26 protein-coding genes are annotated in these 25,115 nt (G+C 72.7%); 10 read left to right on the forward strand and 16 right to left on the reverse strand.

The annotated features are described in order from the left end of the window. The first annotated feature begins 30 nt into the window (after window positions 1–30). Complete coding sequence (locus tag MPTA5024_RS25230; RefSeq protein WP_036328597.1) at window positions 31–1,176, forward strand: acyl-CoA dehydrogenase family protein; 1,146 nt, start codon at window positions 31–33, stop codon at window positions 1,174–1,176. A 6-nt stretch (window positions 1,177–1,182) separates the two neighbouring features. Here MPTA5024_RS25230 and MPTA5024_RS42580 read toward each other — a convergent pair whose 3' ends face one another. The 4 genes from MPTA5024_RS42580 to MPTA5024_RS25245 form a co-directional block, all read right to left on the reverse strand. Continuing rightward, window positions 1,183–1,344, reverse strand: coding sequence for a hypothetical protein (locus MPTA5024_RS42580; RefSeq protein WP_198167360.1), 162 nt, complete (start codon window positions 1,342–1,344; stop codon window positions 1,183–1,185). Window positions 1,345–1,409: 65 nt separating this feature from the next. Next, window positions 1,410–2,192 carry an alpha/beta fold hydrolase gene (locus MPTA5024_RS25235; protein WP_036328599.1) on the reverse strand — a complete coding sequence of 261 codons (783 nt, stop codon included), beginning with the start codon at window positions 2,190–2,192 and terminating at the stop codon, window positions 1,410–1,412. Between the two features lie 268 nt (window positions 2,193–2,460). Continuing rightward, entirely contained in the window at window positions 2,461–4,689 is a 2,229-nt protein-coding gene (locus MPTA5024_RS25240; protein ID WP_036328601.1) for an ATP-binding SpoIIE family protein phosphatase, read from the reverse strand. A 119-nt stretch (window positions 4,690–4,808) separates the two neighbouring features. Continuing rightward, window positions 4,809–5,513: a metal-dependent transcriptional regulator gene (locus MPTA5024_RS25245; protein ID WP_036328604.1), complete on the reverse strand. Its 705-nt coding sequence runs from the start codon at window positions 5,511–5,513 to the stop codon at window positions 4,809–4,811. Window positions 5,514–5,591: 78 nt separating this feature from the next. Here MPTA5024_RS25245 and MPTA5024_RS25250 point away from each other — a divergent pair, with 78 nt between their 5' ends. Then, entirely contained in the window at window positions 5,592–6,203 is a 612-nt protein-coding gene (locus MPTA5024_RS25250) for a UdgX family uracil-DNA binding protein (protein ID WP_036328606.1), read from the forward strand. Between the two features lie 42 nt (window positions 6,204–6,245). Here the strand turns inward: MPTA5024_RS25250 and pdxH are convergent, their stop codons facing one another. Continuing rightward, entirely contained in the window at window positions 6,246–6,890 is a 645-nt protein-coding gene (pdxH, locus tag MPTA5024_RS25255) for a pyridoxamine 5'-phosphate oxidase (RefSeq protein ID WP_036328608.1), read from the reverse strand. A 170-nt stretch (window positions 6,891–7,060) separates the two neighbouring features. Between pdxH and MPTA5024_RS25260 the strand changes: the two genes are divergently transcribed. Together MPTA5024_RS25260 and serC are read left to right on the forward strand one after the other, a co-directional pair. Continuing rightward, window positions 7,061–8,167, forward strand: a complete 1,107-nt coding sequence (locus MPTA5024_RS25260) for a citrate synthase 2 (RefSeq protein ID WP_036328610.1) — start codon at window positions 7,061–7,063, stop codon at window positions 8,165–8,167. A gap of 169 nt (window positions 8,168–8,336) precedes the next feature. Beyond that, entirely contained in the window at window positions 8,337–9,449 is a 1,113-nt protein-coding gene (gene serC, locus MPTA5024_RS25265) for a phosphoserine transaminase (protein ID WP_036328611.1), read from the forward strand. Window positions 9,450–9,484: 35 nt separating this feature from the next. Here the strand turns inward: serC and MPTA5024_RS25270 are convergent, their stop codons facing one another. The 6 genes from MPTA5024_RS25270 to MPTA5024_RS25295 all read right to left on the reverse strand — a co-directional run bounded on the left by MPTA5024_RS25270 (window position 9,485) and on the right by MPTA5024_RS25295 (window position 15,261). Continuing rightward, window positions 9,485–10,060 carry a rhomboid family intramembrane serine protease gene (locus MPTA5024_RS25270; protein ID WP_157099703.1) on the reverse strand — a complete coding sequence of 192 codons (576 nt, stop codon included), beginning with the start codon at window positions 10,058–10,060 and terminating at the stop codon, window positions 9,485–9,487. Window positions 10,061–10,217: 157 nt separating this feature from the next. After that, window positions 10,218–10,997, reverse strand: coding sequence for a crotonase/enoyl-CoA hydratase family protein (locus tag MPTA5024_RS25275; protein ID WP_036328616.1), 780 nt, complete (start codon window positions 10,995–10,997; stop codon window positions 10,218–10,220). Between the two features lie 16 nt (window positions 10,998–11,013). Beyond that, window positions 11,014–11,787: an SDR family NAD(P)-dependent oxidoreductase gene (locus MPTA5024_RS25280; protein ID WP_036328618.1), complete on the reverse strand. Its 774-nt coding sequence runs from the start codon at window positions 11,785–11,787 to the stop codon at window positions 11,014–11,016. Between the two features lie 33 nt (window positions 11,788–11,820). Beyond that, window positions 11,821–12,165 (reverse strand): STAS domain-containing protein, encoded by a 345-nt coding sequence (locus MPTA5024_RS25285; RefSeq protein WP_036328620.1) that lies wholly within the window; start codon window positions 12,163–12,165, stop codon window positions 11,821–11,823. Between the two features lie 189 nt (window positions 12,166–12,354). Beyond that, on the reverse strand, window positions 12,355–14,160 hold the full coding sequence (locus MPTA5024_RS25290; protein WP_051458618.1) for a glycosyltransferase family 2 protein: 1,806 nt from the start codon (window positions 14,158–14,160) through the stop codon (window positions 12,355–12,357). 84 nt (window positions 14,161–14,244) lie between these two features. Next, window positions 14,245–15,261, reverse strand: a complete 1,017-nt coding sequence (locus tag MPTA5024_RS25295; RefSeq protein WP_036328622.1) for a zinc-dependent alcohol dehydrogenase family protein — start codon at window positions 15,259–15,261, stop codon at window positions 14,245–14,247. Between the two features lie 827 nt (window positions 15,262–16,088). On the opposite strand from MPTA5024_RS25295, the gene MPTA5024_RS25305 reads away from it, so the two are divergent. Further along, window positions 16,089–17,312 (forward strand): hypothetical protein, encoded by a 1,224-nt coding sequence (locus tag MPTA5024_RS25305; protein WP_198167361.1) that lies wholly within the window; start codon window positions 16,089–16,091, stop codon window positions 17,310–17,312. Between the two features lie 17 nt (window positions 17,313–17,329). Here the strand turns inward: MPTA5024_RS25305 and MPTA5024_RS25310 are convergent, their stop codons facing one another. After that, the gene (locus MPTA5024_RS25310; RefSeq protein ID WP_036328628.1) at window positions 17,330–18,193 is read right to left on the reverse strand and encodes a helix-turn-helix transcriptional regulator; all 864 of its coding nucleotides are present in this window, start codon (window positions 18,191–18,193) and stop codon (window positions 17,330–17,332) included. 101 nt (window positions 18,194–18,294) lie between these two features. On the opposite strand from MPTA5024_RS25310, the gene MPTA5024_RS25315 reads away from it, so the two are divergent. The 3 genes from MPTA5024_RS25315 (at window position 18,295) to MPTA5024_RS25325 (ending at window position 20,253) form a co-directional block, all read left to right on the forward strand. Beyond that, window positions 18,295–19,212 (forward strand): SDR family NAD(P)-dependent oxidoreductase, encoded by a 918-nt coding sequence (locus MPTA5024_RS25315; protein WP_036329460.1) that lies wholly within the window; start codon window positions 18,295–18,297, stop codon window positions 19,210–19,212. Window positions 19,213–19,313: 101 nt separating this feature from the next. After that, window positions 19,314–19,886: a DUF6232 family protein gene (locus MPTA5024_RS25320; RefSeq protein ID WP_036328630.1), complete on the forward strand. Its 573-nt coding sequence runs from the start codon at window positions 19,314–19,316 to the stop codon at window positions 19,884–19,886. 22 nt (window positions 19,887–19,908) lie between these two features. After that, window positions 19,909–20,253: a hypothetical protein gene (locus MPTA5024_RS25325; RefSeq protein WP_036328633.1), complete on the forward strand. Its 345-nt coding sequence runs from the start codon at window positions 19,909–19,911 to the stop codon at window positions 20,251–20,253. A 19-nt stretch (window positions 20,254–20,272) separates the two neighbouring features. Here the strand turns inward: MPTA5024_RS25325 and MPTA5024_RS25330 are convergent, their stop codons facing one another. Beyond that, window positions 20,273–21,145, reverse strand: a complete 873-nt coding sequence (locus MPTA5024_RS25330) for an NAD(P)H-binding protein (RefSeq protein ID WP_036328635.1) — start codon at window positions 21,143–21,145, stop codon at window positions 20,273–20,275. 97 nt (window positions 21,146–21,242) lie between these two features. On the opposite strand from MPTA5024_RS25330, the gene MPTA5024_RS25335 reads away from it, so the two are divergent. After that, window positions 21,243–21,617, forward strand: coding sequence for a winged helix-turn-helix transcriptional regulator (locus tag MPTA5024_RS25335; protein WP_036328637.1), 375 nt, complete (start codon window positions 21,243–21,245; stop codon window positions 21,615–21,617). Window positions 21,618–21,641: 24 nt separating this feature from the next. Here MPTA5024_RS25335 and MPTA5024_RS25340 read toward each other — a convergent pair whose 3' ends face one another. Continuing rightward, window positions 21,642–22,307: a GntR family transcriptional regulator gene (locus tag MPTA5024_RS25340; protein ID WP_036328639.1), complete on the reverse strand. Its 666-nt coding sequence runs from the start codon at window positions 22,305–22,307 to the stop codon at window positions 21,642–21,644. Window positions 22,308–22,405: 98 nt separating this feature from the next. Here MPTA5024_RS25340 and MPTA5024_RS25345 point away from each other — a divergent pair, with 98 nt between their 5' ends. Then, window positions 22,406–23,491, forward strand: a complete 1,086-nt coding sequence (locus MPTA5024_RS25345; RefSeq protein ID WP_036328643.1) for a mandelate racemase/muconate lactonizing enzyme family protein — start codon at window positions 22,406–22,408, stop codon at window positions 23,489–23,491. 81 nt (window positions 23,492–23,572) lie between these two features. Here MPTA5024_RS25345 and MPTA5024_RS25350 read toward each other — a convergent pair whose 3' ends face one another. Both MPTA5024_RS25350 and MPTA5024_RS25355 read right to left on the reverse strand, forming a co-directional pair. Then, on the reverse strand, window positions 23,573–24,445 hold the full coding sequence (locus MPTA5024_RS25350) for an alpha/beta fold hydrolase (protein ID WP_036328644.1): 873 nt from the start codon (window positions 24,443–24,445) through the stop codon (window positions 23,573–23,575). Window positions 24,446–24,537: 92 nt separating this feature from the next. After that, entirely contained in the window at window positions 24,538–25,101 is a 564-nt protein-coding gene (locus MPTA5024_RS25355) for a YciI family protein (protein ID WP_036328647.1), read from the reverse strand. Window positions 25,102–25,115: the final 14 nt, after the last annotated feature.

Here is a 25,115-nt window from a genome sequence, read left to right on the forward strand (position 1 = left end):
ACGACCACGCGACTTCGGAAGGCGTACCCGATGCGGCGAGACCTCTTCGACGAGGAGCACGACCTCTTCCGCGAGACCGTCCGCGAGTTCATGGCTCGCGAGGTGGTCCCGCACCACGCGCAGTGGGAGCAGGACGGCATCGTCCCGAGAGAGGTGTGGAAGAAGGCCGGCGAGCTGGGCATGTTCGGCTTCTCGGTCCCGGAGGAGTACGGCGGGTCGGGCATCACCGACTTCCGCTACAACACGGTGATCGTCGAGGAGATCATCCGCCACGGCGCGACCGGCCTCGGCTTCGGCCTGCACAACGACATCATGGCGCCGTACCTCGTCGACATGACCGACGACGAGCAGAAGCAGCGCTGGCTGCCCGGGTTCGCCTCCGGCGAGCTGATCACGGCCATCGGCATGACCGAGCCGGGCGCGGGCAGCGACCTGCAGGGGGTGCGGACGACCGCCGTCCGCGAGGGCGACCACTACGTCGTCAACGGGCAGAAGACGTTCATCACGAACGGCATCAACTCCGACCTCGTCGTCGTGGTGGCCAAGACCGACCCCACGGCCGGGGCGCGGGGCACGACCCTGCTGGTCGTCGAGCGCGGCATGGAGGGGTTCACCCGCGGCCGCAACCTCGAGAAGGTCGGCATGCACGCCCAGGACACGGCCGAGCTGTTCTTCGAGAACGTCCGGGTGCCGGTGGCCAACCGCCTCGGCGGCGAGGAGGGCCAGGGCTTCATCCAGCTCATGGTCAACCTGCCCCAGGAGCGGCTGTCGATCGCCGTCGCGGCCGTCGCCGCCGCCGAGACCGTGCTGGAGCAGACGATCGAGTACTGCAGGAGCCGCAAGGCCTTCGGCAGGAACATCGGGCAGTTCCAGAACACCCGCTTCCTGCTGGCCGAGCTGTCGACCGAGGTGGAGATCGCCCGGCACTACGTCGACAAGTGCATCCTCGCGCTGAACGCCAAGGAGCTGACGGTCGTGGACGCGGCCAAGGCCAAGTGGTGGACGACCGAGCTGCAGAACAAGGTCATCGACCGGTGCCTCCAGCTTCACGGCGGCTACGGCTACATGCTGGAGTACCCGGTCGCCAAGGCATGGCTCGACAGCCGCGTCCAGACGATCTACGGCGGCACGACCGAGATCATGAAGGAGATCATCGGCCGCTCGTTCGGCTTCTGACCCCGGTCAGCGGTGCTGCTGACCCCAGATGGCGAGCATGGCGATGACGAACACGATCATCACGCCCGCGTAGGCCACCGGGCCCAGCCGGAAGAACCTGCGCACCCGGTTCAGCAGCCACGCGAACAGGAACGCCAGGAAGACCAGAAGGATGAGTCCGGGGTCCATGCTGATCAGTATGCGCGGCTTTCGCCTCCGGCGCGGGCTTGCCGGAGGGGAAGGCCCCCGGACCGTCAGGAGTCGCGGCTGCCCTCGATGACGATCCGCGCCACGAGCGCGGGGTCGTCGCTCATCGGCAGGTGGCCGCACCCCTGGAGGATCTTGACCCGCTGCCCCGCCCACCGGGCCGCCCGTACGGCCTGCCGGTACGGCGGCAGCAGCCGGTCGTGCTCGCCCCACGCGAGCGTGATCGGCACCTTGGGCGGGGCGGGCGGCGGCGTCCAGGACATCGCCTCAAGGGTCTCGTCGAAGCCCGGGCAGGTCCCCAGCGCGTGAGCCGCGGCCAGCACCGCCTCGTCGGAGATCCGTTCGGGCCTGGCGACCAGCAGGCCCATGGCGGCCGCCTTGCCCCACCGGGTCGAGGTCAGCGCGGCGGCCAGCCCGCCTCCCCCGGCGTCGGCGGTCGCCCGCAGCACGCGCAGCACCATGCGCGCGTACAGGTGCTCCGGCCGGGACCAGAACCCGGCCGGCGAGAGGGCGACGGCCGAGCGGACGGTCCCGCCCGACGCCAGGTCGAGCGCGATGTAGCCGCCGAGCGAGTTGCCCGCCACGTGCGGGGCGTCGACGCCGAGCCCCCGCCAGAACTCCTCGACCGCGCCGCCGAGCGTCTCCGGCGTGTACGGGATGCCGGCCGGCAGCGGCGGGGACTCGCCGAAGCCCGGCAGGTCGACCGCGATGACGTCGTGCCGCTCGGCGAGCAGGTCCAGCACCGGCAGCCAACCCTGCCGGTGGTGGCCGATGCCGTGCAGCAGGACGAGCGGCGGCCCGCTGCCCCGGCGGTCGTAGGCGAGCTCCATACCTGCGAGTCAAGCACCGAACGGCCGCACCGGCCAGCGTCCGCGCCCATGGACACGACCGCACACGACCCGCACACGCCCCGGCCGCCGTGCCGCCGGGGGGGCAGGTCGGCTCGCCGGTGCTCCACGCCGTCCGGGGCCGGTCAGGTCGGCACGCCGGCGCTCCACGCCGTCCGGGACCGGCGCGGGCGTGCGGGAGACCGCCGCCGCCTTCTCGCCCGCTGCGGCCTCGGCCGCTGCGGCCTTGGCCGGAGGAACGACCCGGCGGTCAGCGGCCGCCGATGGGGATCTCGAACCAGACGGCCTTGCCCTCGCGCGTCGGCCGCGAGCCCCAGCGCCGGGCCAGCTGGTCGACCAGGTAGAGGCCGCGGCCGCCCTCGTCGTTCTCGCCCGCGCTGCGGATGCGGGGCAGCCGCAGGTCCTGGTCGAAGACCTCGACCCAGATGGACTCCCCGCCGCGGCGCAGCCGGAGCATGAACTCCTTGTCGCCGGCGATCTCCTCTTCGAACCCCGGCACGTCCCACGACTCGTCGAACGGCAGCGGCGGGCCGTCGAAGACCAGCTCCCGCCGGGGGACGCTGGCGCTCGCCGCGTGCAGGACCACGTTGGTCACGACCTCGGAGACCAGCAGGCAGGCCAGCTCGGCACGCTCCTCGGGGACCTGCCAGGCGGCGAACGCCTCCGCCGCCATGCGGCGCGCCTCGCTCACCATGATCGGCTGCGCCGGGAACGTGCGCTCCTCGACCTCCAGCTCGCTGCCGGCGGACCTGACCACGAGGATCGCCATGTCGTCGTCGATCTCGCCGGGGACGGCGACGGTCGCCATGTCGGCGATCCGCTCGACGGGCTCGTTGGAGACCTTGGCGAGCTTCTCGAACAGCACCCCGAGCGTCTCGTCGTCGCTGGGCGGGGCGCCCTCGGCGTCGCGCGGCGGCCGCCGGTCGACCAGGCCGTCGGTGTAGAGGAGCAGCGTCGCGCCGGGCGGCAGCGTCCGCGTCTCCTCCTTGTAGACCAGGTCGGCGTGGACGCCCTTGGCGCGCACCCCGAGGGGCTGGCCGACCTCGGTGATGTCGAGCTCCGTCACGTTGCCGTCGACGATCAGCAGCGGCGGGGCGTGACCGGCGTTGGCGAACGACAGCTGGCGCGACCACGCGTCGTACACCATGTACTGGCAGGTGACGATCGGCGGGTTGGTGATGTCGGCGCCGAAGTCGTCGTGTTCCGGCGCGGCGACGATCCTGGTCCACTCGTCCAGGCGGGCGAGGATGTCGGCCGGCGGCTTGTCGTCCTGGGCGAAGGCCCGCAACGCGGCCCTGAGCTGGCCCATGACCGCCGCCGCCTTGGCCCCGCGGCCCTCGACGTCCCCGATCACGATGCCGACGCGGCCGGCCGACAGCGGGATCACGTCGTACCAGTCGCCGCCGACCTGGGTCTGGATGCCCTGCCCGTGGGAGGCGAGCGGCGCGGCCGGGTAGTAGCGGACGGCGATCTCCAGGCCGTCGAGCGAGGGCAGCGGCTGACGCGGGAGCAGGTTCTTCTGGAACGACTCGGCCGTGTGGCGCTCCTCCTCGAAGAGCAGCGCGTTGTCGACGGCGAGCGCGACCCGGGTCGCGATGGCGCCCACGAAGTCGCGGTCGAAGGTGTCGTAGTGGGGCGAGCGCCGGTCGGTCAGGTTGGACATGCCGAGGTACATCAGCCCGAGCGTCTCCCCGCGCACGCACAGCGGCGCGACGATCGCCGAGGTCATCCCGATCTCCCCGCACACCCGGGCCGCGCCCTCGCTCGGAGCGGGATAGCTGACCTGCGAGAAGTCCTCGACGAGGATCGTCTCCTGGCGGCGGATGGCGGTGTCGGCGTAGTGGCCGGGCGGGTACCTGATCTCGCCGCCCACCGGCTGCCAGCTGTCCGGCGGCGGCGTCCAGCCGTGGACGTGCGTCGACACCTTGCGGATCAGCCGGTCGCCCTCGACGAGCTCGATGAAGCAGTGGTCGGCGAACTGGGGGACCAGCATCTCGGCGACGCGGTTGAGGGTCTCCTCGACGTACAGCGAGCCGGCGAGCCGCTCGCCGATGCGCTCAAGCAGGCCGAAGCGGTCCTTCTCGCGCTCGTTGCTGCGCATCGCCTCGCGGGCGGTGATCACGATGCCGGTGACGGAGCCGGACGGGTGGCGCAGCGGGACGGCCTGGGCGCGCACGTAGATCATCGTGCCGTCGCCGCGGACCACGTCGAAGGTGCCCTCCCACACCCCGCCCCGCAGCACGTGCTTGGCGAGGTCGACGGCGAGGGGGTGGTCCTTCTCCATGATCCCCAGCGAGAGCAGGGACTCCTTGCCGGTGGGAGCGCCGACCCGGCCGAACAGCTGCTCGGCGAACGGGTTCCAGTAGAGGACGTTGCTGAAGCGGTCGGTGACGACCACGGCCATCTCGGCGTGATCGAGGACGGAGCCGGCGGTGAGGTGGTCGTCGGTGTCCTGTGACAGGTCTCCCCAGCGTCTCATCCCACGACCACCCCTCGACGGGGTGCTTTCGCTATGCCGGGCACGGGCGCTCCTGCAAGGGCTGGGTCGCGAGAAATGAGGGACTCCCTATGGGATTCAACCAGGCACAACTCTTTCCGTCATCGTCTGGTGACGAAAACGTGAGCGGCGACGTCGCGCGGAAGATCCACGGCCGTGCTGCCCGCCTCACCATCACCCGTCACCCGCACACCGTCGTCGCTCGCCGCGAGCGTCACCTCGCGTCCGGGTTGTATCCCAACTTGCTTGAGTTTAAGCATCACGGCGGGGTCGCTTTGCACTTGTTCGCTGATTCGGCGCACTACAACCGGGGTCTCCGCCGCACCGGCGAGGTTCGCCATGGGAGACACCATCTCATCTGCGGAGAATCCGGACTGCGCCACCCCGAGCTCGTCAAGACCGGGAATCGGGTTGCCGTGCGGGCAGAACCGGGGATTGTCGAGAAGGTTCACGAGCCGGCTCTCCACCGACTCCGACATCACGTGCTCCCACCGGCACGCCTCGATGTGGACCTCTTCCCACGGCATGCCGATGACCTGGGTGAGAAGGCACTCCGCCAGGCGGTGCTTGCGCATGACGCGGATGGCCAGGGTGCGGCCGCGCTCGGTCATGCTGAGATGCCTGTCCCCCTGCACCTTGACGAGGCCGTCGCGCTCCATACGGGCCACCGTCTGGCTGACCGTCGGACCGCTCTGCTGCAGGCGCTCCGCGATGCGGGCGCGCAGAGGCACGATGCCTTCCTCTTCGAGTTCGAAGATCGTACGGAGATACATCTCCGTCGTATCGATCAGGCCGTGTGCGGTCAAGGCTCCTCCAGTCCTTGTAAATCGATGCTACGACCTCCCCCGCGTTCGCAGGTGACCTTATTGGGGAAGCGACCCAGGATGGGAAACATCGGAGCCGAACGATTCCTTCCTGGCGAGGTCAGCCTGCCCGCGCTCCGTGAGGCCGCCCGGCACTGCGAGGGGTGCGACCTCTACCGGAACGCCACCCAGACCGTGTTCGGCGACGGCGTCCCCGACGCCACCTTCATGCTCGTGGGCGAGCAGCCCGGCGACCAGGAGGACCGGCGGGGCGCCCCGTTCGTCGGCCCGGCCGGTCGCATGCTGGACAAGGCGCTCGAAGAGGCGGGGATCGACCGCGAAAGGGTCTACGTGACGAACGCGGTCAAGCACTTCAAGTTCGAGCCACGCGGCAAGCGGCGCATCCACCAGAAGCCGAACGCGGCCGAGATCGACGCCTGCCGCCCCTGGCTGGAGGCCGAGATGCGGCTGGTGGACCCGCTCGTGACGGTGGTGCTGGGCGCCACGGCCGCCCGGGCGCTGCTCGGGCCGTCCTTCCGGGTCACCCGGCACCGGGGGGAGCCGGTCCCCCGCCGCGACGGCGCGTACTACGTGGCGACCATCCACCCGTCCGCCATCCTGCGCGCACCGGACAGGGACGCGGCCTACGACGGCTTCCTGGCGGACATCCGGGTCGCCGCGGCGCTGCCCTGACCGGTGACGTGCGCACGCGCGGCGGCCCCGGGGCCGCCGGTCTCAGGGCGCGAGCCGCTCGCGCACCCAGGAGCCTCCCGTCAGGCGGTAGCGCAGCCGGTCGTGCATGCGGTCGGTCTGCCCCTGCCAGAACTCGACCTCGGACGGCATGACCCGGAAGCCTCCCCAGAAGTCCGGCAGCGGCGGGTCCTGCGGCCAGCGCCTGGTGAGCTCCTCGTACCTCCTGTCGAGCTCCTCCCGCGAGGCGACCACGGCCGACTGGCGGGAGGCCCACGCCCCGATGCGGGAGCCGTACGGGCGGGAATGGAAGTAGGCGGCGCTGTCCTCACGCGGGAGCCGGACCACCCGGCCCTCGACGCGGACCTGGCGCCGGATCGGATGCCAGGGGAACAGCAGACAGGCACGCGGGTTCTCGGCGAGGTCGCGGCCCTTGCGAGACTCGTAGTTGGTGAAGAAGACGAACCCGCGCTCGTCGAAGCCCTTGAGGAGGACGGTGCGGGCGGAGGGGCGGCCGCCCGCGGAGCTGGTGGCCACGATCATCGCGTTGGGTTCCGGCAGGCCCGCGGCCACCGCGTCGCCGAACCAGACGGCGAACTGCTCCACCGGGTCGTCGGCCATGCCGGACTCGAGCAGGGGCTCGCCCTCGTAACTGTGGCGGAGCCCGGGGAGTTGCGAAGCGCTGTCCACGGAACGGTATTCTTGCGCGCTCGGTTGATGTCCCGCGCGTTACCCCCTACCAGGGAGAACGGCGTGGGGGAGGGCCGGGGGCACAACAGTGCCACGCTGAGGGTTAAATTGACCCGCCGGTATCTCGACATCAAGGCTCTGGACTTCACAAGAGAGGGAGGCGGCCGAGAATGTCCGACTTCAAACCCGGGCTCGAAGGCGTGGTCGCGTTCGAGACCGAGATCGCGGAACCGGACAAAGAAGGGGGCGCCCTGCGGTACCGGGGCGTCGACATCGAAGAGCTCGTGGGCAACGTCTCCTATGGACATGTCTGGGGCCTGCTCGTCGACAACACGTTCCAGCCGGGTCTTCCCCCGGCGGAGCCGTACCCCGTTCCCGTCCATTCCGGCGACATCCGCGTAGACGTGCAGAGTGCGCTGGCCATGCTGGCGCCCGCCTTCGGCTTCCGCCCGCTGCTCGACATCGACGACGACCAGGCCCGCGACGACCTCGCCCGCGCCTCGGTCACCGCGCTGTCGTTCGTGGCGCAGTCGGCCCGCGGCCTCGGCCTGCCCATGGTCCCGCAGAAGCGGGTCGACGAGGCCGAGAGCATCGTCGAGCGCTTCATGATCCGCTGGCGTGGCGAGCCCGACCCGCGCCATGTCAAGGCCATCGACGCCTACTGGACCTCGGCGGCCGAGCACGGCATGAACGCCTCCACGTTCACCGCCCGCGTCATCGCCTCCACCGGCGCCGACGTGGCCGCCGCCCTGTCGGGCGCGGTGGGCGCGATGTCCGGCCCGCTGCACGGCGGCGCCCCGGCCCGCGTCCTGCACATGATCGAGGGCGTCGAGCAGATGGGCGACGCCCGCAAGTACGTCCAGAGCGAGCTCGACAAGGGCCAGCGGCTCATGGGCTTCGGCCACCGCGTCTACCGCGCGGAGGACCCGCGGGCCCGCGTCCTTCGCCGTACGGCGAAGGAGCTGGGCGCGCCGCGCTACGAGGTCGCCGCCGCGCTGGAGACCGCCGCGCTGGAGGAGCTGCACGCCCGCAAGCCGGACCGCGTCCTGGCGACCAACGTGGAGTACTGGGCCGCGGTGATCCTCGACTTCGCCGAGGTTCCCTCGCACATGTTCACCTCGATGTTCACCTGCGCCCGCACGGCCGGGTGGGCCGCCCACATCCTGGAGCAGAAGCGCACGGGCAGGCTGGTCCGCCCCAGCGCCGACTATGTGGGCCCGAAGCAGCGCTCGATCAGCGAGGTCCCCGGCGCCACCGAGGTCGTCGGCAGGATCTGAACCGCCCCGAGAGGGCCCGCGGTCCCCACGACCGCGGGCCCTTCGCGTGCCGGTGACATGTCCTTTTCAGGGTCCGGCGTCCGGCATGCCGCGATGACGCGGTGAGACGTGGGTCTCAGAATCCGGACCCGCGTCGGGACCACGGCCCGGGCTCACTACGCTGGACCACGTGGCTGACATCGTGATTCCCGCTGACATCAAGCCCGCCGACGGCCGCTTCGGCTGCGGGCCCTCGAAGGTACGTCCCGAGCAGCTCGCCGCTCTCGCCGAGGCCGGAGCGAGCGTCATGGGCACGTCCCACCGCCAGAAGCCCGTGAAGAACCTGGTCGGCCGGGTCCGCGCGGGCCTCGCCGAGCTCTTCTCCCTCCCCGAGGGGTATCAGGTCGTCCTCGGCAACGGCGGCACGACGGCCTTCTGGGACATCGCCTCCTTCGGGCTCATCCGGGAGAAGTCGCAGCACCTCCACTTCGGCGAGTTCTCCTCGAAGTTCGCCGCGGTGGCCGCCAAGGCCCCCTGGCTGGCCGAGCCCACCGTGATCAAGTCGGAGGTCGGCAGCCACCCCCGGGCCCGCGCCGAGGAGGGCGTGGACGTCTACGCGCTCACCCACAACGAGACCTCGACCGGCGTCGCCATGCCCATCGAGCGCGTCGTGGACGACGAGTCGCTCGTCCTCGTCGACGCGACCAGCGGCGCGGGCGGCCTGCCCGTGTCGGCCGAGCAGTTCGACGTCTACTACTTCGCCCCGCAGAAGAGCTTCGCCTCGGACGGCGGCCTGTGGATCGCGCTGTTCTCGCCCAAGGCCCTCGACCGGGTGTCGGAGATCGAGGCGAGCGGGCGCTTCGTACCCGAGTTCTTCAGCCTGCCGACCGCCATCGACAACTCGTCGAAGGACCAGACCTACAACACGCCGGCCGTCGCCACGCTGTTCCTGCTGGCCGACCAGATCGACTGGATGAACTCCCAGGGCGGCCTCGCCTGGACCACGGCCCGGTCGGCCGACTCGGCCTCCCGGCTCTACACCTGGGCGGAGAAGACGTCGTACACGACCCCGTTCGTGGCCGACCCCGCGCAGCGCTCCAACGTCGTCGGGACGATCGACTTCGACGACTCGGTCGACGCCGCGGCCGTGGCCAAGGTGCTGCGGGCCAACGGCATCGTGGACACCGAGCCGTACCGCAAGCTCGGCCGCAACCAGCTGCGCATCGCGATGTTCCCCGCGATCGACCCGGCCGACATCGAGGCGCTGACCGCCTGCGTCGATCACGTGGTCGAGCGGCTCTAGGCACCGCCGTCCGCCGCGGTCCGCCGCCGCGCCCGTCAGGAGGCGCGGCGGCGCAGCAGCCAGGCGGCGAGGACACCGCCGATCAGCCCGAAGAGGTGGCCCTGCCAGGAGATGCCCGGCTGGGACGGCAGGGCGCCCCACAGGATCGAGTAGTACAGCACGGCGACGACGACGCCGAGGACGATGTCGAGGGCCCGGCGGTCGAAGAGCCCCCGGGCCACGACAAAGCCGAAATATCCGAACACGAGGCCGCTTGCGCCGATTGTCAGCGTGTTCGGCGGGCTGGTGAACCACACGCCCAGCCCGCTCACCACGATGATCACGAGGCTCGCGGCGAGGAACCGGCCGATCCCCCGGATCGCCGCCACGAAGCCCAGGATCAGCAGCGGCACCGAGTTGGCCATGAGATGGCCGAACCCCGCGTGCAGGAACGGGGCGAAGACGATTCCGGTCAGTCCATCCGGCTCGTGAGCCACGATGCCGTACCGGTCGAGCCGGCCGTCCTCGACGTAGTCGACCACCTCGACCGCCCACATGACACCCACGAGGGCGATCATGAGGATCGCGCTGCCGAGGGCGCCGCTGACGAGCCTCGCTGTACGGTCCTTCATCGACCGGCCGGATGGAGGAAGTCCGGTCCCGGAATCACTCATGGCCTTACGGTACGCAGTCCCGCTCACGAACGAGCGATCTGCCCCGTAAGCACAGGCTTATGTATGGAAACGCCCGGGACTCGCGAGCCCCGGGCGTCGTCCTCCAGCGGAGGCGTCACTCGCCCTTCCAGACGGGCGCCCGCTTCTCGGCGAAGGCGGCGGCGCCCTCCATGGCGTCCTTGGAGCCGAACACCGGGTTGACGATCTCGCCCTGCTTCCTGAACATCTCGTCCCGCGACCAGTCGGCCGACTCGATCATCACGCGCTTGGTGGCGGCCAGCGCCAGCGGCGCGTTCGCGGCGATCGTCCGGGCCAGCCCGAGGGCGCCCTCCAGCGCGCCGCCCGCGGGGGTGACCCGGTTGACGAGCCCCAGCTCGTACAGCCGGGACGCCGGGTAGTGGTCGCCGGTCAGCGCGATCTCCATCGCGACGTGGTACGGGATGCGGCGCGGCAGCCGCATCACGCCGCCGGCACCCGCGACCAGGCCGCGCTTGGGCTCCGGCAGGCCGAATCTGGCCTCCTCCGACGCGACGACGATGTCGCACGCGAGGGCCAGCTCGAACCCGCCGGCGAGCGCGTACCCCTCGACGGCGGCGAGCAGCGGCTTGCGCGGCGGCGCCTCGACGAGCCCGCCGAACCCCCGGCCCTCCACCACGGGCAGGTCGCCCGTGAGGAAGCCCTTGAGGTCCATGCCGGCGGAGAACGTGCCGCCCGCCCCTGTGAGGACGATGGCGGACACGTCGCTCCGCTCGTCCAGGTCGTCCAGGGCGGCGGCGATGCCGCGCGCCACGGCGCCGTTCACGGCGTTCCTGGCCCTGGGCCGGTTGATCGTGATGACGGCGACCCCGCCGTCCACCTCTACGAGTACTTCTTCCGCCTCGGCAGCGTCGGACACCTGATCTCCCCTGCGGTCACTTGGGCTGGAAGCGGATGCCGCCGTCGAAGCGGATGACCTCGCCGTTCATGTAGTCGTTCTCGACGAGCGAGCGTACGAGGTGGGCGAACTCCGACGCCCGGCCCATGCGCTTGGGGAACGGCACCGGCGCGTACAGCTTGGCCTTGAACGCCTCGGCCTCCGGCCCGCTCCCGTAGATCGGGGTGTCGATGATGCCGGGGGCGATGGTCAGCACCCGCACGCCGATCGCGGCCAGGTCGCGGGCCGCGGGCAGGGTCATGCCGATGATGCCGCCCTTGGAGGCGGAGTAGGCCACCTGACCGGTCTGGCCCTCGATGCCGGCGACCGAGGCCGTGTTGATCACCACGCCGCGGGCGCCGTCGGCGTCGGCCGGCTCGGTCTTCGCCATGGCCGCCGCGCCGATGCGCATGAGGTTGAACGTGCCGATCAGGTTGACGTCGATCACCTTGCGGTACGACGCGAGGTCGTGCGGCGAGCCGTCGCGGCCCACGGTCCGGGAGGCCCAGCCGATGCCCGCGCTGTTGACCACGGCCCGCAACGGCCTGCCGGTGGCGACCGCGGCGTCCACGGCGGCCTGGACCGAGCCCTCGTCGGACACGTCGGTCTGCGCGAACACGCCGCCGAGCTCGTCGGCCAGCGCCTTGCCGCGCTCGGCGTTGAGGTCGGCGATGACCACGGTCGCGCCGATGCGGGCCAGCTCGCGGGCCGTCGCCTCGCCGAGGCCGCTGGCGCCGCCCGAGATGATTGCTGCTGCTCCGTTCAGATCCATAGCGGGACCTTAACGCGCCAACCGAATGAAGTTCTACTCGGGGTGACGCAAAATCGCGGTATCGACATCGGGATAGACCTTGATGCGCCGGTCGAGCCCGGTGGTCTTCAGGATGCGGGCGACCGGGGGCTGCGGCGACGCCAGGCACACGACCCCGCCCTGGCTGGTGGCCAGCCGCCACGCCTCGATGAGCACGCTGAGGCCGCTGGAGTCCATGAACGACAGGGCGGCCAGGTCGAGCACGAGCGTGGGCCCGTCGCTCTTGATGGCCTCACGCACCTCGTCCCGCAGGAACGGCGCCGTGAAGAGGTCGAGCTCGCCCTCGACGGCCACGACGACGGCATTGGAGAGCGATTGGCGCGCGAGCCGCAGCTTCATCGGTGAACCTCCTCAGCCAGGCCCACTTTACTTGCGGATCACGCCGGGCGAGCGAAGGGCGCTGAGCCGGGGGCGGCTCGGCTTGGCGGGCCGGGAGTGGCTCTGCTTGGCAGGCTCGGAGGCGGCTCGGCTTGGCGGGCCGGGAGTGGCTCTGCTTGGCAGGCTCGGCTTGGCGGGCTCGGGGGCGGCTCAGCCGCGCCGCAGGGCGCGCAGCGTGCGCCGCACGACGGTGAGCGGCGTCGCCAACCGCACCGACACGCTCAGCCTGCGGTTCACGGCCGTCGCGTACGGCCGCGCCGTCCACTGCACGGGCCCCCGCCACCAGCGCAGCGGGCGGTCGAGCGCGTCAGGGCCGCCGACCTTCACGGGGAACCGGGCGGGCGGGCCGCCCACGTCCAGCTCCAAGTAGGCGTCCCAGGTCCCGGGGCGGAAGCCGCCCGTCTCCGCGGCGAACCCCTGCGGCCCGGCGACCTCGACCGCCTCCCGCCGCTCCTCGCCCGACACGCGCTCCCGCCACACGAGATGCCGTACGGCGGAGGCCGCCGGGGCCCGGCCGACCCGGACCTCCCCCTCGATCCGCAGCCGTCTGCCGCGCCAGGCCGTCGCGGTGAGCCGTACGGCGCCGGGCACCCGGACCGCGTGGCCGCCCACGTCGATCCCGAGGTGGCCGCCCGTCCGGGTGAGGAAGGGCACCACGACCACACCGCCCGTGAAGCGCGGATCGGGGACCGCGACGGACGCGTCCCTGGCCGGGCCGAGGGGCACCAGCCGGCGGGCGCCCTCGCAGTCGACGGCCGCGTGGACGTCCCAGACGCCGGGCGGGAGCGCGGACGCCTCGACCGTGCCGCTGAACAGGTCGGCCACCCGGGTCACCGGGGGTGTGCGCTCCTCCCGGGACGTCCGTTCCCGCAGCACCAGCCCCGGCTCGCCGCGCATCCCGGCGAGCGAGACACTTCCAGAGATCGTGAGCCGGTCGCCGTCCCACTCCAGCCCGGTCAGGCGGTGGCGCAGCGTCGCCGTCCCGACGCGGGCCAGCCGTACGAGGTGGCCGAGGTCGTCGAGCGACGCGGCGCGGGCGCGGTCGGCGGCCTCCAGGAGGTCGCGCACGCCGGCGGTGAGCCACTGGGCGCAGATGTCGGCAACCTCGACCGCGATCTTCTCCCGGTCGGCCTCCCCCGCCGCGAGGAAGGGCGCGCCGAGCTGGGGGAAGACGTCCCGGCGGAAGTGGCGCAGGAGCAGGTGGTCGCGCAGCGGGCCCGCCGGCACGTGGCGGGCCATGAGCTCGATGGGGACGCGGACCGTGCGCAGCCAGGCGAGCGGATCGCGGCCGGCCGGCGGCCCGGGGAGGGCGTCGCCGTCACGGCGGCGGCTGACGTGGTAGCAGTCGTGGTCAGCCACGACGGAGATGATCCGGGCATGGCAGTAGGCGTGGACCGCGAAGGCCATGTCGGCGCCCAGGCGAAGGCCCTCGTCGAACCGGATGCCGTGCCGCAGCAGGGTCGAGCGGCGGAAGAGCTTGAAGCAGGACAGGTCGTCGTAGACCCGGCTGCCGCGTAACGGCACGCGTTCGGCGCTCTCCCGGTAGACGGACGCCGGGACGCGCTCGGGGTCGCCGACGACCCGGCCGAGGACGACGTCGGACTCGTTGCGGTCGCCCGCGGCCACCATCCGCCATAAGGCGTCGTGGCCGAGGTGGTCGTCGGCGTCGCAGAAGAAGGCGTAGCGGCCGGTCGCGAGGTCGAGGCCCCGGTTGCGGGCGGCGCCCGGCGTGCTCGGGTGCGGCTCGCGGACCACCGTGATCAGCCGGGGGTGGTGGGCCGCGTAGAGATCGAGGAGCGCCCTCGTGCCGTCCGGCGAGCCGCCGTCCACGATGATGATCTGCTTGCTGACCCGCTGCACGAGCAGGGAGGTGAGGCACCGGTCGAGGTGCGCGCGGCAGTTGTACGCCGGCACTATCACGCTGACGTCGACCCCGTCGTCACTCCCCGTGTTCATCGCCTTTCATTATGTGTCCCCCGGGGCCCGGCGGGGCGGTTCCGCCGCGCGACCCGCCAGAGGCGTCCGCCCGAGGAGTTCGGCTCAGGTGATCGCCGGGACGACCTCGACGACGACCTTGCCGGCGGCGTCGCCGCTCGCCACCGCCTTGTGCGCCTCCTCCACGGTCTCGAGCGTGAAGCGGCGGGGGTCGAGGATCGGGCGCAGGGCGCCGGAGTCGGCCAGCGCCGCCACCTCCCTGAGGATCTCGCCGTGGTGCTCCCGGCCCCTGCCGGTGAGCAGCGGCAGCAGGGTGAACACGCCGGAGTACGTGGCGCCGCGGAACGACAGCGGCGCGAGGCTGTGCGCGCCCCACCCCAGGCTGCTGACGACGTGCCCCTCGTAGGTCCGTACGGCTGAGAACGAGGCGTCGAGCGTCGCGCCTCCCACCGTGTCGACCACGATGTCGAAGCCCTCCCCGTCCGTGTACGCCGCGACGTACCGCTCGACGGGGGTGGCGGCGTAGTCGATCGCGGTGGCTCCGAGCCGCTCGATCGCCCCCAGGCTCCGGGCCGAGCCGGTCGCGTACACCTCGGCTCCTCGGGCGCGGGCGATCTGCACGGCCGCCTGGCCCACGCCGCCGGCTCCCCCATGGACGAGCACCTTCTGTCCGGCCCGGACCCGCGCCCGGTCGACGAGCCCCTCCCAGGCCGTGATGACGATCAGCGGCAGGGCCGCCGCCTCCCGCATGGTCAGGGCGGCCGGTTTGGGCGCGAGAAGCCGGGCGTCCACCGAGGCGAACTCCGCGAGCGATCCCTGGACGCCGCCCACACCTCCGGTCATGCCGTACACCTCGTCGCCCGGCGCGAAGCCTGTGACGCCCGCGCCCACGGCCTCCACGACGCCCGCGACGTCGATGCCGAGCACCGCCGGCGGCGACACCCGGGCGTGGGCCGCCTGGCCGTTTCGGATCTTGATGTCGAGCGGGTTCACGCCGCTCGCCCCGACCCGGACCAGCACCTCGCCCGCACCGGGCGCCGGTCGTGTGACAGCGGCGGGCCGCAACGGCTGCCCGTACGCCTCCAGCACCAGGGCCCGCATGGAATCGGCCGTCGTCGTCATGATGGAGTACCCCCTGTCGAGTAGCAGCCGCCTCGTCGACGGCCCGCCGTCTCGTCACGAACAGCGGCGAACCCGCAGGTCATTCCCCTACCGGCCGCACCGGTGCGGTCTCTCCGGACCCGGAGGCCGCCGGATCCGGAGCGCCGGCGGCCTCGCACCGCGTCCCGTCCGTCTGAGGACGCGCGAACCATGCGTCTACGTCCGGCCCCGGGCGCCGACCTCCCCCGGGCGGTCCGGCTCTCGCGAGGGGAACCAGCCGGCGCCCACAGGCCCGACGTCGTGGTGGCGTCCGGGCTGTACGGCCGCGTGGCGGCGGCCGGGCCCGGGGCCACTGCGGGCGGCCAGGGCGTCGGCTACCACACCGGTGGCCATGCCGTACACGGTCTTGTGCAGCACGTCGGCGGCTGCGCCGGCTGGTCGCGCCGACGGTCATGGACCGTGGAGCGGAGGGCAGTAACCCCCTAGACCGGTGACTAGATCGTCTGAAAGGGTTGAATCGCTCGCGCGCTGCGGGCGGATCGGGGGCGACGGTGACGGCAGAGGGACCGCGAAGCGTGCCGGGCTTCCCGGCGGGCCGGGCGAAGGAGCGGCGCGAACCGCCGGAATCCGGCCAGGACCGGCCCACGCGGCACGACGCACCGGAACGCGACCGGGACCGGGCCATACGGCACGACGCACCGGAACGCGACCGGGACAGGGCCATACGGCACGACGTACCGGAACCGGGCCGGGACCGCGCGGACGGGCGACGCGAACCGCCGGAGCCGCGCCGGGACCGAGCGGAGCGGCGGGGCGTTCCGGGGATCGTCCGCTACCTGGCGGCGGCGGTGCTCGTCCGTACGGCGGACGGCGGCGCGGCCGTGGGGCTGGTCCTGCTCGCGCTCGACCCCGGGCTGCGCCTGCGCGACGCCGCGGCGACCGGCGGCCTGCTGGCGGCGGCGCTGAGCGCGCCGCACCTCATCGGGCCGTGGGCGGCCCATCGGCTCGACCGGTCCCGCGACAGCCGCCGCATCCTGACCGTGGCGTACCTCCTCTACGGCGCCGGGCTGGCCGCCGGGTCGCTGGCCCTCGGCCGGGCTCCGCTCGTCGCCGCCGTGGCCCTGGTGGCCGTCGCCGGCGCGTGCGGCCCCCTGCTGACGGGTGGCCTGAGCAGCAGGCTCGGCGGCATCGTGGGCCCCAGCGTGCGCGAGCAGCGCCGGGCCCAGGGCTGGGACTCCCTGACGTACGGCATCGCCGGTACGGCCGGGCCGGGCGTGGTGGCCGCGTTCGCCGGGCTGCTCGGCCCGCTGCCCGCCCTGCTCGGCCTGAGCTGCGCGGCCGCGGCGGCCGCCCTGCTGACGTGGACACTGCCGCGCGACGGCCGGGAACGGCCGGCCGGGGAGGAGACCCCCGGCGTGCTGGCCGGGATGGCCGTGATGGCCCGGATCGGGCCGCTGCGCCGGGTGACGCTGCTGACCCTGCTCAGCGCGCCGCAGATCGGCGCACTCCCCGTCATCGCCGCCGTGCTCGCGCCCCACCTGACGCACCGGCCGGGCGCCGCCGCGACGCTGACGGTGGCGACCGGGCTGGGCAGCCTCGCCGGATCGCTGGTCGTAACCGTCTTCCCGCTCAGGGGGGAGCCCGAGACGCTGGCGCTGCGGCTGTTCGCGGTGACGGCGGCCACCACCGCCCTGTGCGCGCTCGCGCCGGCCTATCCCCTGGCGCTCGCCGGGTTCGCCGCGATCGGCGCGGCCAACGCGGTCTCCTTCACGGCCACCCTCGCCGCCCGCCAGGCGTACGCGCCGCCCGGCGCGCGGGCGCAGGTCTTCGTCACGAGCGCGGGGCTGAAGGTGGCGCTCGCCTCGGTCGGGTCGGCGACGGCGGGGGCGGCGGCCGGGCTGGGCGGCGATGCTCTGCTGCTGATCACGGCCGCGCTGTTCGGGGTGGCCGTCCTGGCGGCGGCGGGCGACCTCGCCCTCACCGGGGGACGACGTGCCGGCCGGCGCGCAGCCCGTCGGCCTGCCCCTGACCAGGCGTCTCCGCCGCAGCGCAGTCCGTCGGCCTGCCCCTGACGCGGCGGCCCGGGCCGTCAGGGGCGGGTGGCGGCCGGCGAGGACGGCCGGGCCGGAGCGGACGGGACGGCCAGGTGCCCGAGCAGATGCAGCCGCTCGTACGAGGCCGAGCCCGGCTCGGCGTGGTACGTCACCAGCATCTGCCCCGGGGCGCCGGGGAGCGCGAGCTTCTCGTAGCGCAGGTCGAGCGGGCCGACCTGGGGGTGGAGCAGGCGGGTCAGCCCGCTCGTCTTCTGCCGGACGTCGTGCCGGGCCCACAGCGTACGGAAGCGGTCGCTGCCCAGGCTGAGCTCGCCGATCAACTCGAGGAAGCGCGGGTCGCCCGCGAGCGGCCCCGTGACCGACCTCAGGTACGCGACCGCCTTGGCCGTCATCTCGTCCCAGTCGCGGTAGAAGACGCGCATCTCCGGTTCGAGGAACGCGGCGCGCAGCGTGTTCACGCCGGGCGCGAAGAACGGGCTGAGCGCGACGGCCAGCGGGTTCGCGGCCAGCGTCGTCATGTACCGGCCGTGGACGAGGGCCGGCGTCGTCGTCCAGTTGGCGATCAGGCTCTGCACGCTCGCGCTGACCCGCTCGGGCCGGGACGGCCTGCGCGCGGCGGGCCGGGCGGGACGGGCCAGCTCACGAAGGTAGGCGACGGCGTCGCCGTCGAGCCGCAGGGCGCGGGCGATGCTCTCCAGGACCTGGTCGGACGGGTTCTGGTCGCGGCCCTGCTCCAGGCGCAGGTAGTACTCCACGCTGATCCCGGCGAGGAACGCGACCTCCTCGCGCCGCAGGCCCGGGACCCGTCGCCGGCCTCCCGGCGGCAGGCCGACGTCCTCCGGACGCAGGCGCTCGCGGCGCACGCGCAGGTAGTCGCCGAGGGTGCTGCTGGTCGCCATGGCTTCAGGGTAGGCCGGGGCCGCCGGCGGATCCTGTCCCCGCGACTACCAGTGTCGGCGGGGACTTACTCCACGTCACGGATGTGTCCAGGGTGGACGCCATGACACAGACCCTGACGACACCCTTCGGATTCAGCTCGACCGCCGACGAGGTCCTCGCCGGCGTGGACCTCACCGGGGCCCGGGCCGTGGTCACCGGAGCCTCTTCCGGGGTGGGGACCGAGACGGCCCGCGCCCTCGCCGCCGCCGGGGCCGCCGTCGTGCTCGCCGTACGCGACCGGGAGGCGGGCGCGGGGACCGCGGCCGGTATCGCGGAGTCCACCGGCAACCGGGACGTGCGCGCCGCCGCCCTCGATCTGGCCGACCTCGGCTCGGTCCGGCGGTTCGCCGAGGACTGGGACGGGCCGCTGCACATCCTCGTCAACAACGCCGGGATCATGGCGCTGCCGGAGCTCACCCGGACGCCGGAGGGGCGGGAGATGCAGTTCGCCGTGAACGCTCTCGGGCACTTCGCGCTGACCGTCGGTCTCCACCGCGCCCTCGCCGCGGCGGGCGGCGCCCGGGTCGTCTCGCTCAGCTCGAACGCCCACCTGTTCGGGCCTCCGGTGTTCGACGACCTCGACTACCGGTTCCGGCCGTACGCCCCCCTCCCGGCGTACGCGGAGTCGAAGACGGCCTGCGTGCTCCTGGCGGTGGCGGTCACCCGTCGGTGGGCGGACGACGGCGTGCTGGCCAACGCGGTGCACCCCGGGGCCATCGCCACCGGCCTCCAGCGGCACACCGGCGGCCTGCGCACCCCTCCCGAGCGCCGCAAGACCCCGGCCCAGGGCGCCGCCACCTCGGTGCTCGCCGCCGCCTCGCCGCTGCTGGCCGGGGTGGGCGGCCGCTACTTCGAGGACTGCGCCGAGGCCGAGGTGAGGCGGGAGGCGCCGCCCCTGTTCGGCGGCGGCGTCGCCCCCTTCGCCCTCGACCCGGGCAACGCCGACCGCCTCTGGTCGCTGGCCGCCGCCATGATGTGAGTAGGGGGGTACTCTCCACGTCCGGGCCCTTCCCGTTCCACGATCGAGGCGTCGATGGCGCACGGGCCGCCGTCCACGCGACGGCCGGAGGTGGGGACGAGATGGGCAGGGAACGGGTCGGAGAGATCCGCATCAGCAGGCGGACCGTCCAGATCGGGCACGAGGTCTACCCGCTGGCGAACATCTCGCGGGTGCAGAGCCTCCGCCTGGTCTGGGGCGGCCGGCTCGCGACGCTCTACCCGCTCCGGCAGATCGCCGTGACCCTCCTGCTGGCCGCGGTCGTCGTCGCGGCCGCGGAACTCGTCCCCCGTCTCGGCCTGGACGCCACCGGCGTCGACGTCGACGACCTGGCCCGGACGGTCGCCGCCGGGGCCGCCGTCCTCGCCGGGGTCCGGATCGCGTACCTGCTCCTCGTGCTGCTCCACCGCCTGCTGGTCAGGCGATCGCGGTACGCGCTGATGATCGAGACGGCGGGCACGCAGTACGCGGCGCTGTCGGGGACGGACAGGAACGAGATCCACCGGATCAAGGGCGAGATCGTCCGGGCCATCGAGGACCCGCCGGCGCACGACCGCGTGGTTCAGGTCCACGGTGACCTCGTGATCGGCGAGAAGGTCGGCCGGGACAAGTACCAGGTCGGCGGTGCCGGCAACTCGATGACCGTCAACAAGTGAACGTCGTCAGGAGGGGTGGCCGATGCCGGATCAGGTGTTCGGGAGCAAGGTCGGGCGCGACCAGTACACGCAGAGCGGCAGCAACAACAGCTTCGTCGTCACCCACGGCGCGGAGGTGTCGCGGGCCGAGGTGGACGCCGCCGTCGCGGAGCTGCGCGCGTTCGTCGCCCAGCTGACCCGCGACGGCGTGGTCCACGCGGACGGGAGCGTCGCCGACCCCGGCGCGGTCGTCGCCGCCGTGGAGTCCCAGCCGAACCGGCTGCGGGCGCTCGCCGGCGCCGTCGCCGGCGGCGCCAAGGACGCCGTCCTCTCCGTCGTCAAGGACGGCGTGGCCGCCCTGATCGTCGCCCTCGTCGGCCGGATGTGACCCCTGCCGGGGACGGCGTTCAGGACGCGAGCGCGCCGGCGATGCTCCGGGCGATCGGCGTGGTGGGACGGCCGATGAGACGCGACAGGTCGCCCGGCGTGCCGGCCAGCAGGCCGCGCCCGATCGCGAGGTCGACGTCGACGTAGACCTCGGCGACGGGCTCGGGCAGGCCCACGCCGACGAGGATCGCGCGGCGCTCCTCCGGGGTGACGGAGGCGTGGACGACCGTCCTGCCGGTCTGCCGCGACACCTCCTCGGCGAACTCCTCGAACGTCCACGCGGTGTCGCCGCTCAGCTCGTACGCCGTGTTCAGGTGGCCGTCCTCGCGGAGGACGACGGCCGCGGCGGCGGCGTAGTCGGCACGGGCGGCGGTGGCGATGCGGCTTCCCGGTGCCGCGTTGGTGACGACGGCCCCGCGCTCCACGACGCCGGGAAGGTCGCCGACGTCCCCGGCGTAGACCTCGGAGTACCAGTTGTTGCGCAGGAAGGTGTACGGCAGGCCGGAGTCGAGGATCAGCTGCTCGGTCTCCCGGTGGTCGGCCGCGAGCAGGAAGTCGGCCTTCGGGCCGCCGAACACGCCGGGGTAGGCCACCTGGCCCACGCCCGCCGCCCCGGCGGCCTCGATGACGCCCGCGTGCTGCGCTCCGCGCCTGCCCAGGTCCCCTCCGGGGATGAGCAGCACGCGGTCGTCCGGCCCGAAGGCGCCGGCGAACGACTCCGGCCGGTCGTAGTCGGCCACGTGCAGCCGTACGCCCCGGTCCGCCAGGTCGGCGGCCTTGTCCTTGTCGCGCACGACGGCCGTGATCCCGGCCGCCGGCACCCCGGACGCGAGCAGGTCCCCGATGACCAGGCGGCCGAGCCGTCCCGTCGCGGCGGTGATGACGATGCCCATCGACGTGCTTCTCTCCTCAGTGGGTGGATCCGTGCGGCTCGACCCTAGGTGCCCTACTGGCGGGAAGTAAGTACCCACTTTGAAGTAAGGTACTGGGATGGAGGTAAGGACGACCGAGGTCCCGGACGTGGACCGGTTCTGCCGCTTCTCCCGGGCCGTGCTCGAACACGTCACCAGCCGATGGGGGGTCCTCGTCCTCATCGCCCTGCTGGAGCGGTCGTACCGGTTCAGCGAGCTGCGCCGGCGGGTCGGCGACGTGAGCGAGAAGATGCTCGCGCAGACCCTGCAGACGTTGGAGCGCGACGGGTTCGTCCACCGCGACGCCAAGCCCGTGATCCCACCGCGGGTGGACTACTCGCTGACGCCGCTCGGCCGCGAGGCCGCCGAACGGATCTGGGAGCTGACCCGCTGGGTGGAGGCGAGGCTCGACCAGGTCGCGACGGCCCAGGAGTCGTACGACGGCCGCCCCTGACCAGCCTGCAAACCGCGGCCTGGTTCAGTCGAACGCCGGCAACCGCCGCTCGCGCGCCCGGCTGAGATGGGCGCGCATGGCCTCCTCCGCCTCTTCTGGACGGCCGGCCCCGATGGCGGCGGCGACCCGCTGGTGCTCCTCCACCGTGGTGACCGCGTGGGCGTACGGGAAGTACCTGCGATGCAGGTGGAGGTGGACGTGCAGGCGTTCGACCCCGTCGTGGAGCAGCGGGTTGCCCGACGCCTCGGCGATCAGGTCGTGGAACCGGGCGTCGTGCGTGGTGAAGGCCGCGTGCCAGCCGTCGGGGTCGTCCGCCTCCGAGGTCGGTGACGTCGCCTCCACGGCGATCGCCTCCCGCTGCTCGGGCGTGGCGCGCTCCGCGGCCCACCGGGCGGCCGCGCACTCCAGCAAGAGTCGCATCTCGAACATCTGGGTGAACTCGGCGCGCGTGAGGAGAGGGCTCACCGTGTAGCCGGCGAGAGGCCGCTTGCGGACCAGCCCGTCGGACTCCAACCGGGCCAGGGCTTCGCGGACCGGCGTGGGGGAAACGTCGAGCTCACGGGCCAGCGCGTCGATGTTGACGCGGTCGCCAGGCCGCATGCTGTGTTCGAGGATCAGCGCCCGCAACGTCTCGTACACGTCGTCGCCGAGCGTGGACCGCCTGAGCCGGATCGGTTCTGGCCGTGCCATCGAGCCCAATCCTCCCCGGGCTTGAGCCCTGACGTGTATACCCCTGAGACGAATCCTATAGGATCTACGATCGTCCGCCCAGCCAGGAGGCCCTCCCCTTGCCCGCGATCACCCACGCCGAGGCCTACCTCGTCGATCTCGAGGTCGAGACCGTCCGCACCGACGCCGTCCAGTCGTTCGTCAAGCAGGAGACCGTCTTCGTCGAGATCCGGACCGACGACGGCGGCGCCGGCACCGGCTACTCGTACACCATCGGCACCGGCGGCACGGCGGTCCTCGCGCTGCTGCGCGACTACCTCGTACCGCGGCTTCTCGGCGCGGACGCCCGGCGGGTGGAGGCCGTGTGGCGCGACCTGTTCGCCGCGACCCGGGCGACCACGGTCGGCGCGATCACCTCCCTCGCGCTCGCCGCGGTCGACACGGCCCTGTGGGACCTGCGGTGCCGCGACGCGGGACAGCCGCTGTGGGTCCTCGCGGGCGGGGCGAAGGACCGCATCCCCCTGTACGACACCGAGGGCGGCTGGCTGCACCTGAGCACAGAGGAGCTGATCGCGGGCGCCACGGCGAGCCGGGCCGCGGGCTGGCCCGGGGTGAAGCTCAAGATCGGCCGCTCGCCGGTGGAGGACGCGGAGCGCCTGGCAGCCGTCCGGGCCGCCGTCGGGCCGGACTTCGACCTCATGCTCGACGCCAACCAGTCGCTCACCCCGGCCGAGGCCGTCCGGCGGGCCCGGCTCCTCGAGCCGTACGACCCGTACTGGTTCGAGGAGCCGCTGCCGGGCGACGACGTCGCCGGGCACGAGGCGCTGGCGGCGGCGTCAACCATTCCCATCGCGGTCGGCGAGTCGCTCTACTCGCCGGCGCAGTTCCGCGAGTACCTCCACCGGCGGGCGGCGGGCGTCGTGCAGGTGGACGTGGCGCGCATCGGCGGCATCACGCCGTGGCTCAAGGTGGCGCACCTCGCCGAGACGTACAACGTGCCGGTCTGCCCGCACTTCCTGATGGAGTTGCACGTGAGCCTGTGCTGCGCGGTGCCCAACAGCCGCTACCTGGAGCACATCCCCCAGCTCAGGGCGATCACCCGCGGGGAGATCGCGGTCGCCGACGGGCACGCGCTGCCGCCTGCCGCGCCCGGCCTCGGCATCGAGTGGGACCGTGACGCCATCGACGACCGAAGGGTCGCGTGACCACGCCCACCACCTCCACCATGAGGCGCCGTGGACGCCTGCGGCGCGGCCGTTTTCGCTGGCGACTGACACGCGATGCCGCTACTGCTCCTCGGTCAGGACCTGGCGGAGCGTGACGGCGAAGGCGACCGGGTCGCCCTTCATGCCGAACTCATCGCCGAGAAAACCGCCGTGGTGGCTGGGGAAGACCACGGGCTTCGTGCCGAGCCGTTCGGCGACGGCCAGGCCCGCGCGGTGAGCCATCTCCCCCTCCGACTCGGCTCCGACACCGACGACGATGCGGGTGGAGGCCGCGCGCAGCGCGTCGAAGTCGTGCTCGTAGTGGGTGCTGGTCATGAGGTTCTGCTTGAACAGCGGATCGTCGCGGGAGCCGTCGTCGTCCGCCGGCAGCCCGAACTCGGCCGGGCTCGCGACCGGGCGGTCCGCGAAGCCGTCCGGAATCTCGCCGCGCAGGCCGGTCACCGCGATGAACTTCACCATCGCCGGCCCGAACCCGCTCTGCTCGTACGTCCGGCGGATGTCCACCACCGCGGCCAGCGCCTGCTCCCGGTCGGGAAGCACCTGCGCGGCCGGCGGTTCGTGCGCCACAAGCGTGCGCACCTGCTCGGGATGCCGGGCCACCAGCGCGAGCGCGTTGACGGCGCCCCCGCTGCTGGCGAACACGTCCACCGGCCCGCCGCCGAGCACGTCGATGAGCCGGTGGAGGTCGTCCGCGTGCTGCTCGGGGGTCGACTCGCCGGCGCCCTCGGCCCGCGTGCTCCGCCCGATCCCGCGCGGGTCATAGGTCACCACCGTACGGTCCGGGAAGTGCCCGGCCAGGGCGGTGAAGCCGCCGGCGTCCATCGGCGACCCGATCATCAGCAGGATCGGCGAGCCGCTCCCCTCGGCCTTCCGTACGTCGTAGCAGATGACGCAGCCGGACGTCTCGAGGGTGTGGGTCTCGGGCTCGGTCATGCGGGTCGCTCCTTCTCATCGCGGCGATGCGACAGGCCTCGTACACCAGTTCGACGCCAACTTACTACACCGCGTTACTCCCGCGCCGGTGTTCACGAGGGCCTGCCACCGAACGCCCAGTTGTGCACCTCGATGTCGGCGTACCTGTCCTGAGTCAGGATGGCGCGCGCCGCGTCCGCGTCCCGCGCCCGGAGCAGCGCCGCCGTACCCAGCCAGGCGGCGCCGTCGTCCGACAGCAGCGGCCCGTACGCGATCAGGTCCTCCTCCACACCGGCCGGTACGGCGAGGTCGGCGGCCTGCCCCGCACCGAGGCCGAGCACCAGGTAGCGGTTGCCGCCGGTGCGGCCGCCGGAGAAGTCCCACATCGTCCGCCCCAGGGCGTTGCGCCACCGGCGCAGCAGCACGTCCCGGTACACGCCGGCCTGGTAGTTGGGCTCGTCGAAGGCGAACGCGCGGGCGGCGGAGGGATCGGGCAGGTCGACGATGTGCACGCTGCCGGTGGCCGGGTCGTCGTCGCCGCCGTCGCCCGCGATGGTCGGGCCGCGGGCGATCATCTCGGCCGCGTACCGGTCCATGTAGGACCAGTGCTCTTCCAGCAGTTCGTCGCGCAGGGTCATGGAACCGGGCCGGTCCCGGTGATAACAGAAGAATTCCATGGTCGATTATCCGA

The sequence above is a fragment of the Microbispora sp. ATCC PTA-5024 genome (genome assembly GCF_000511135.2).
GTDB lineage: Bacteria > Actinomycetota > Actinomycetes > Streptosporangiales > Streptosporangiaceae > Microbispora > Microbispora corallina.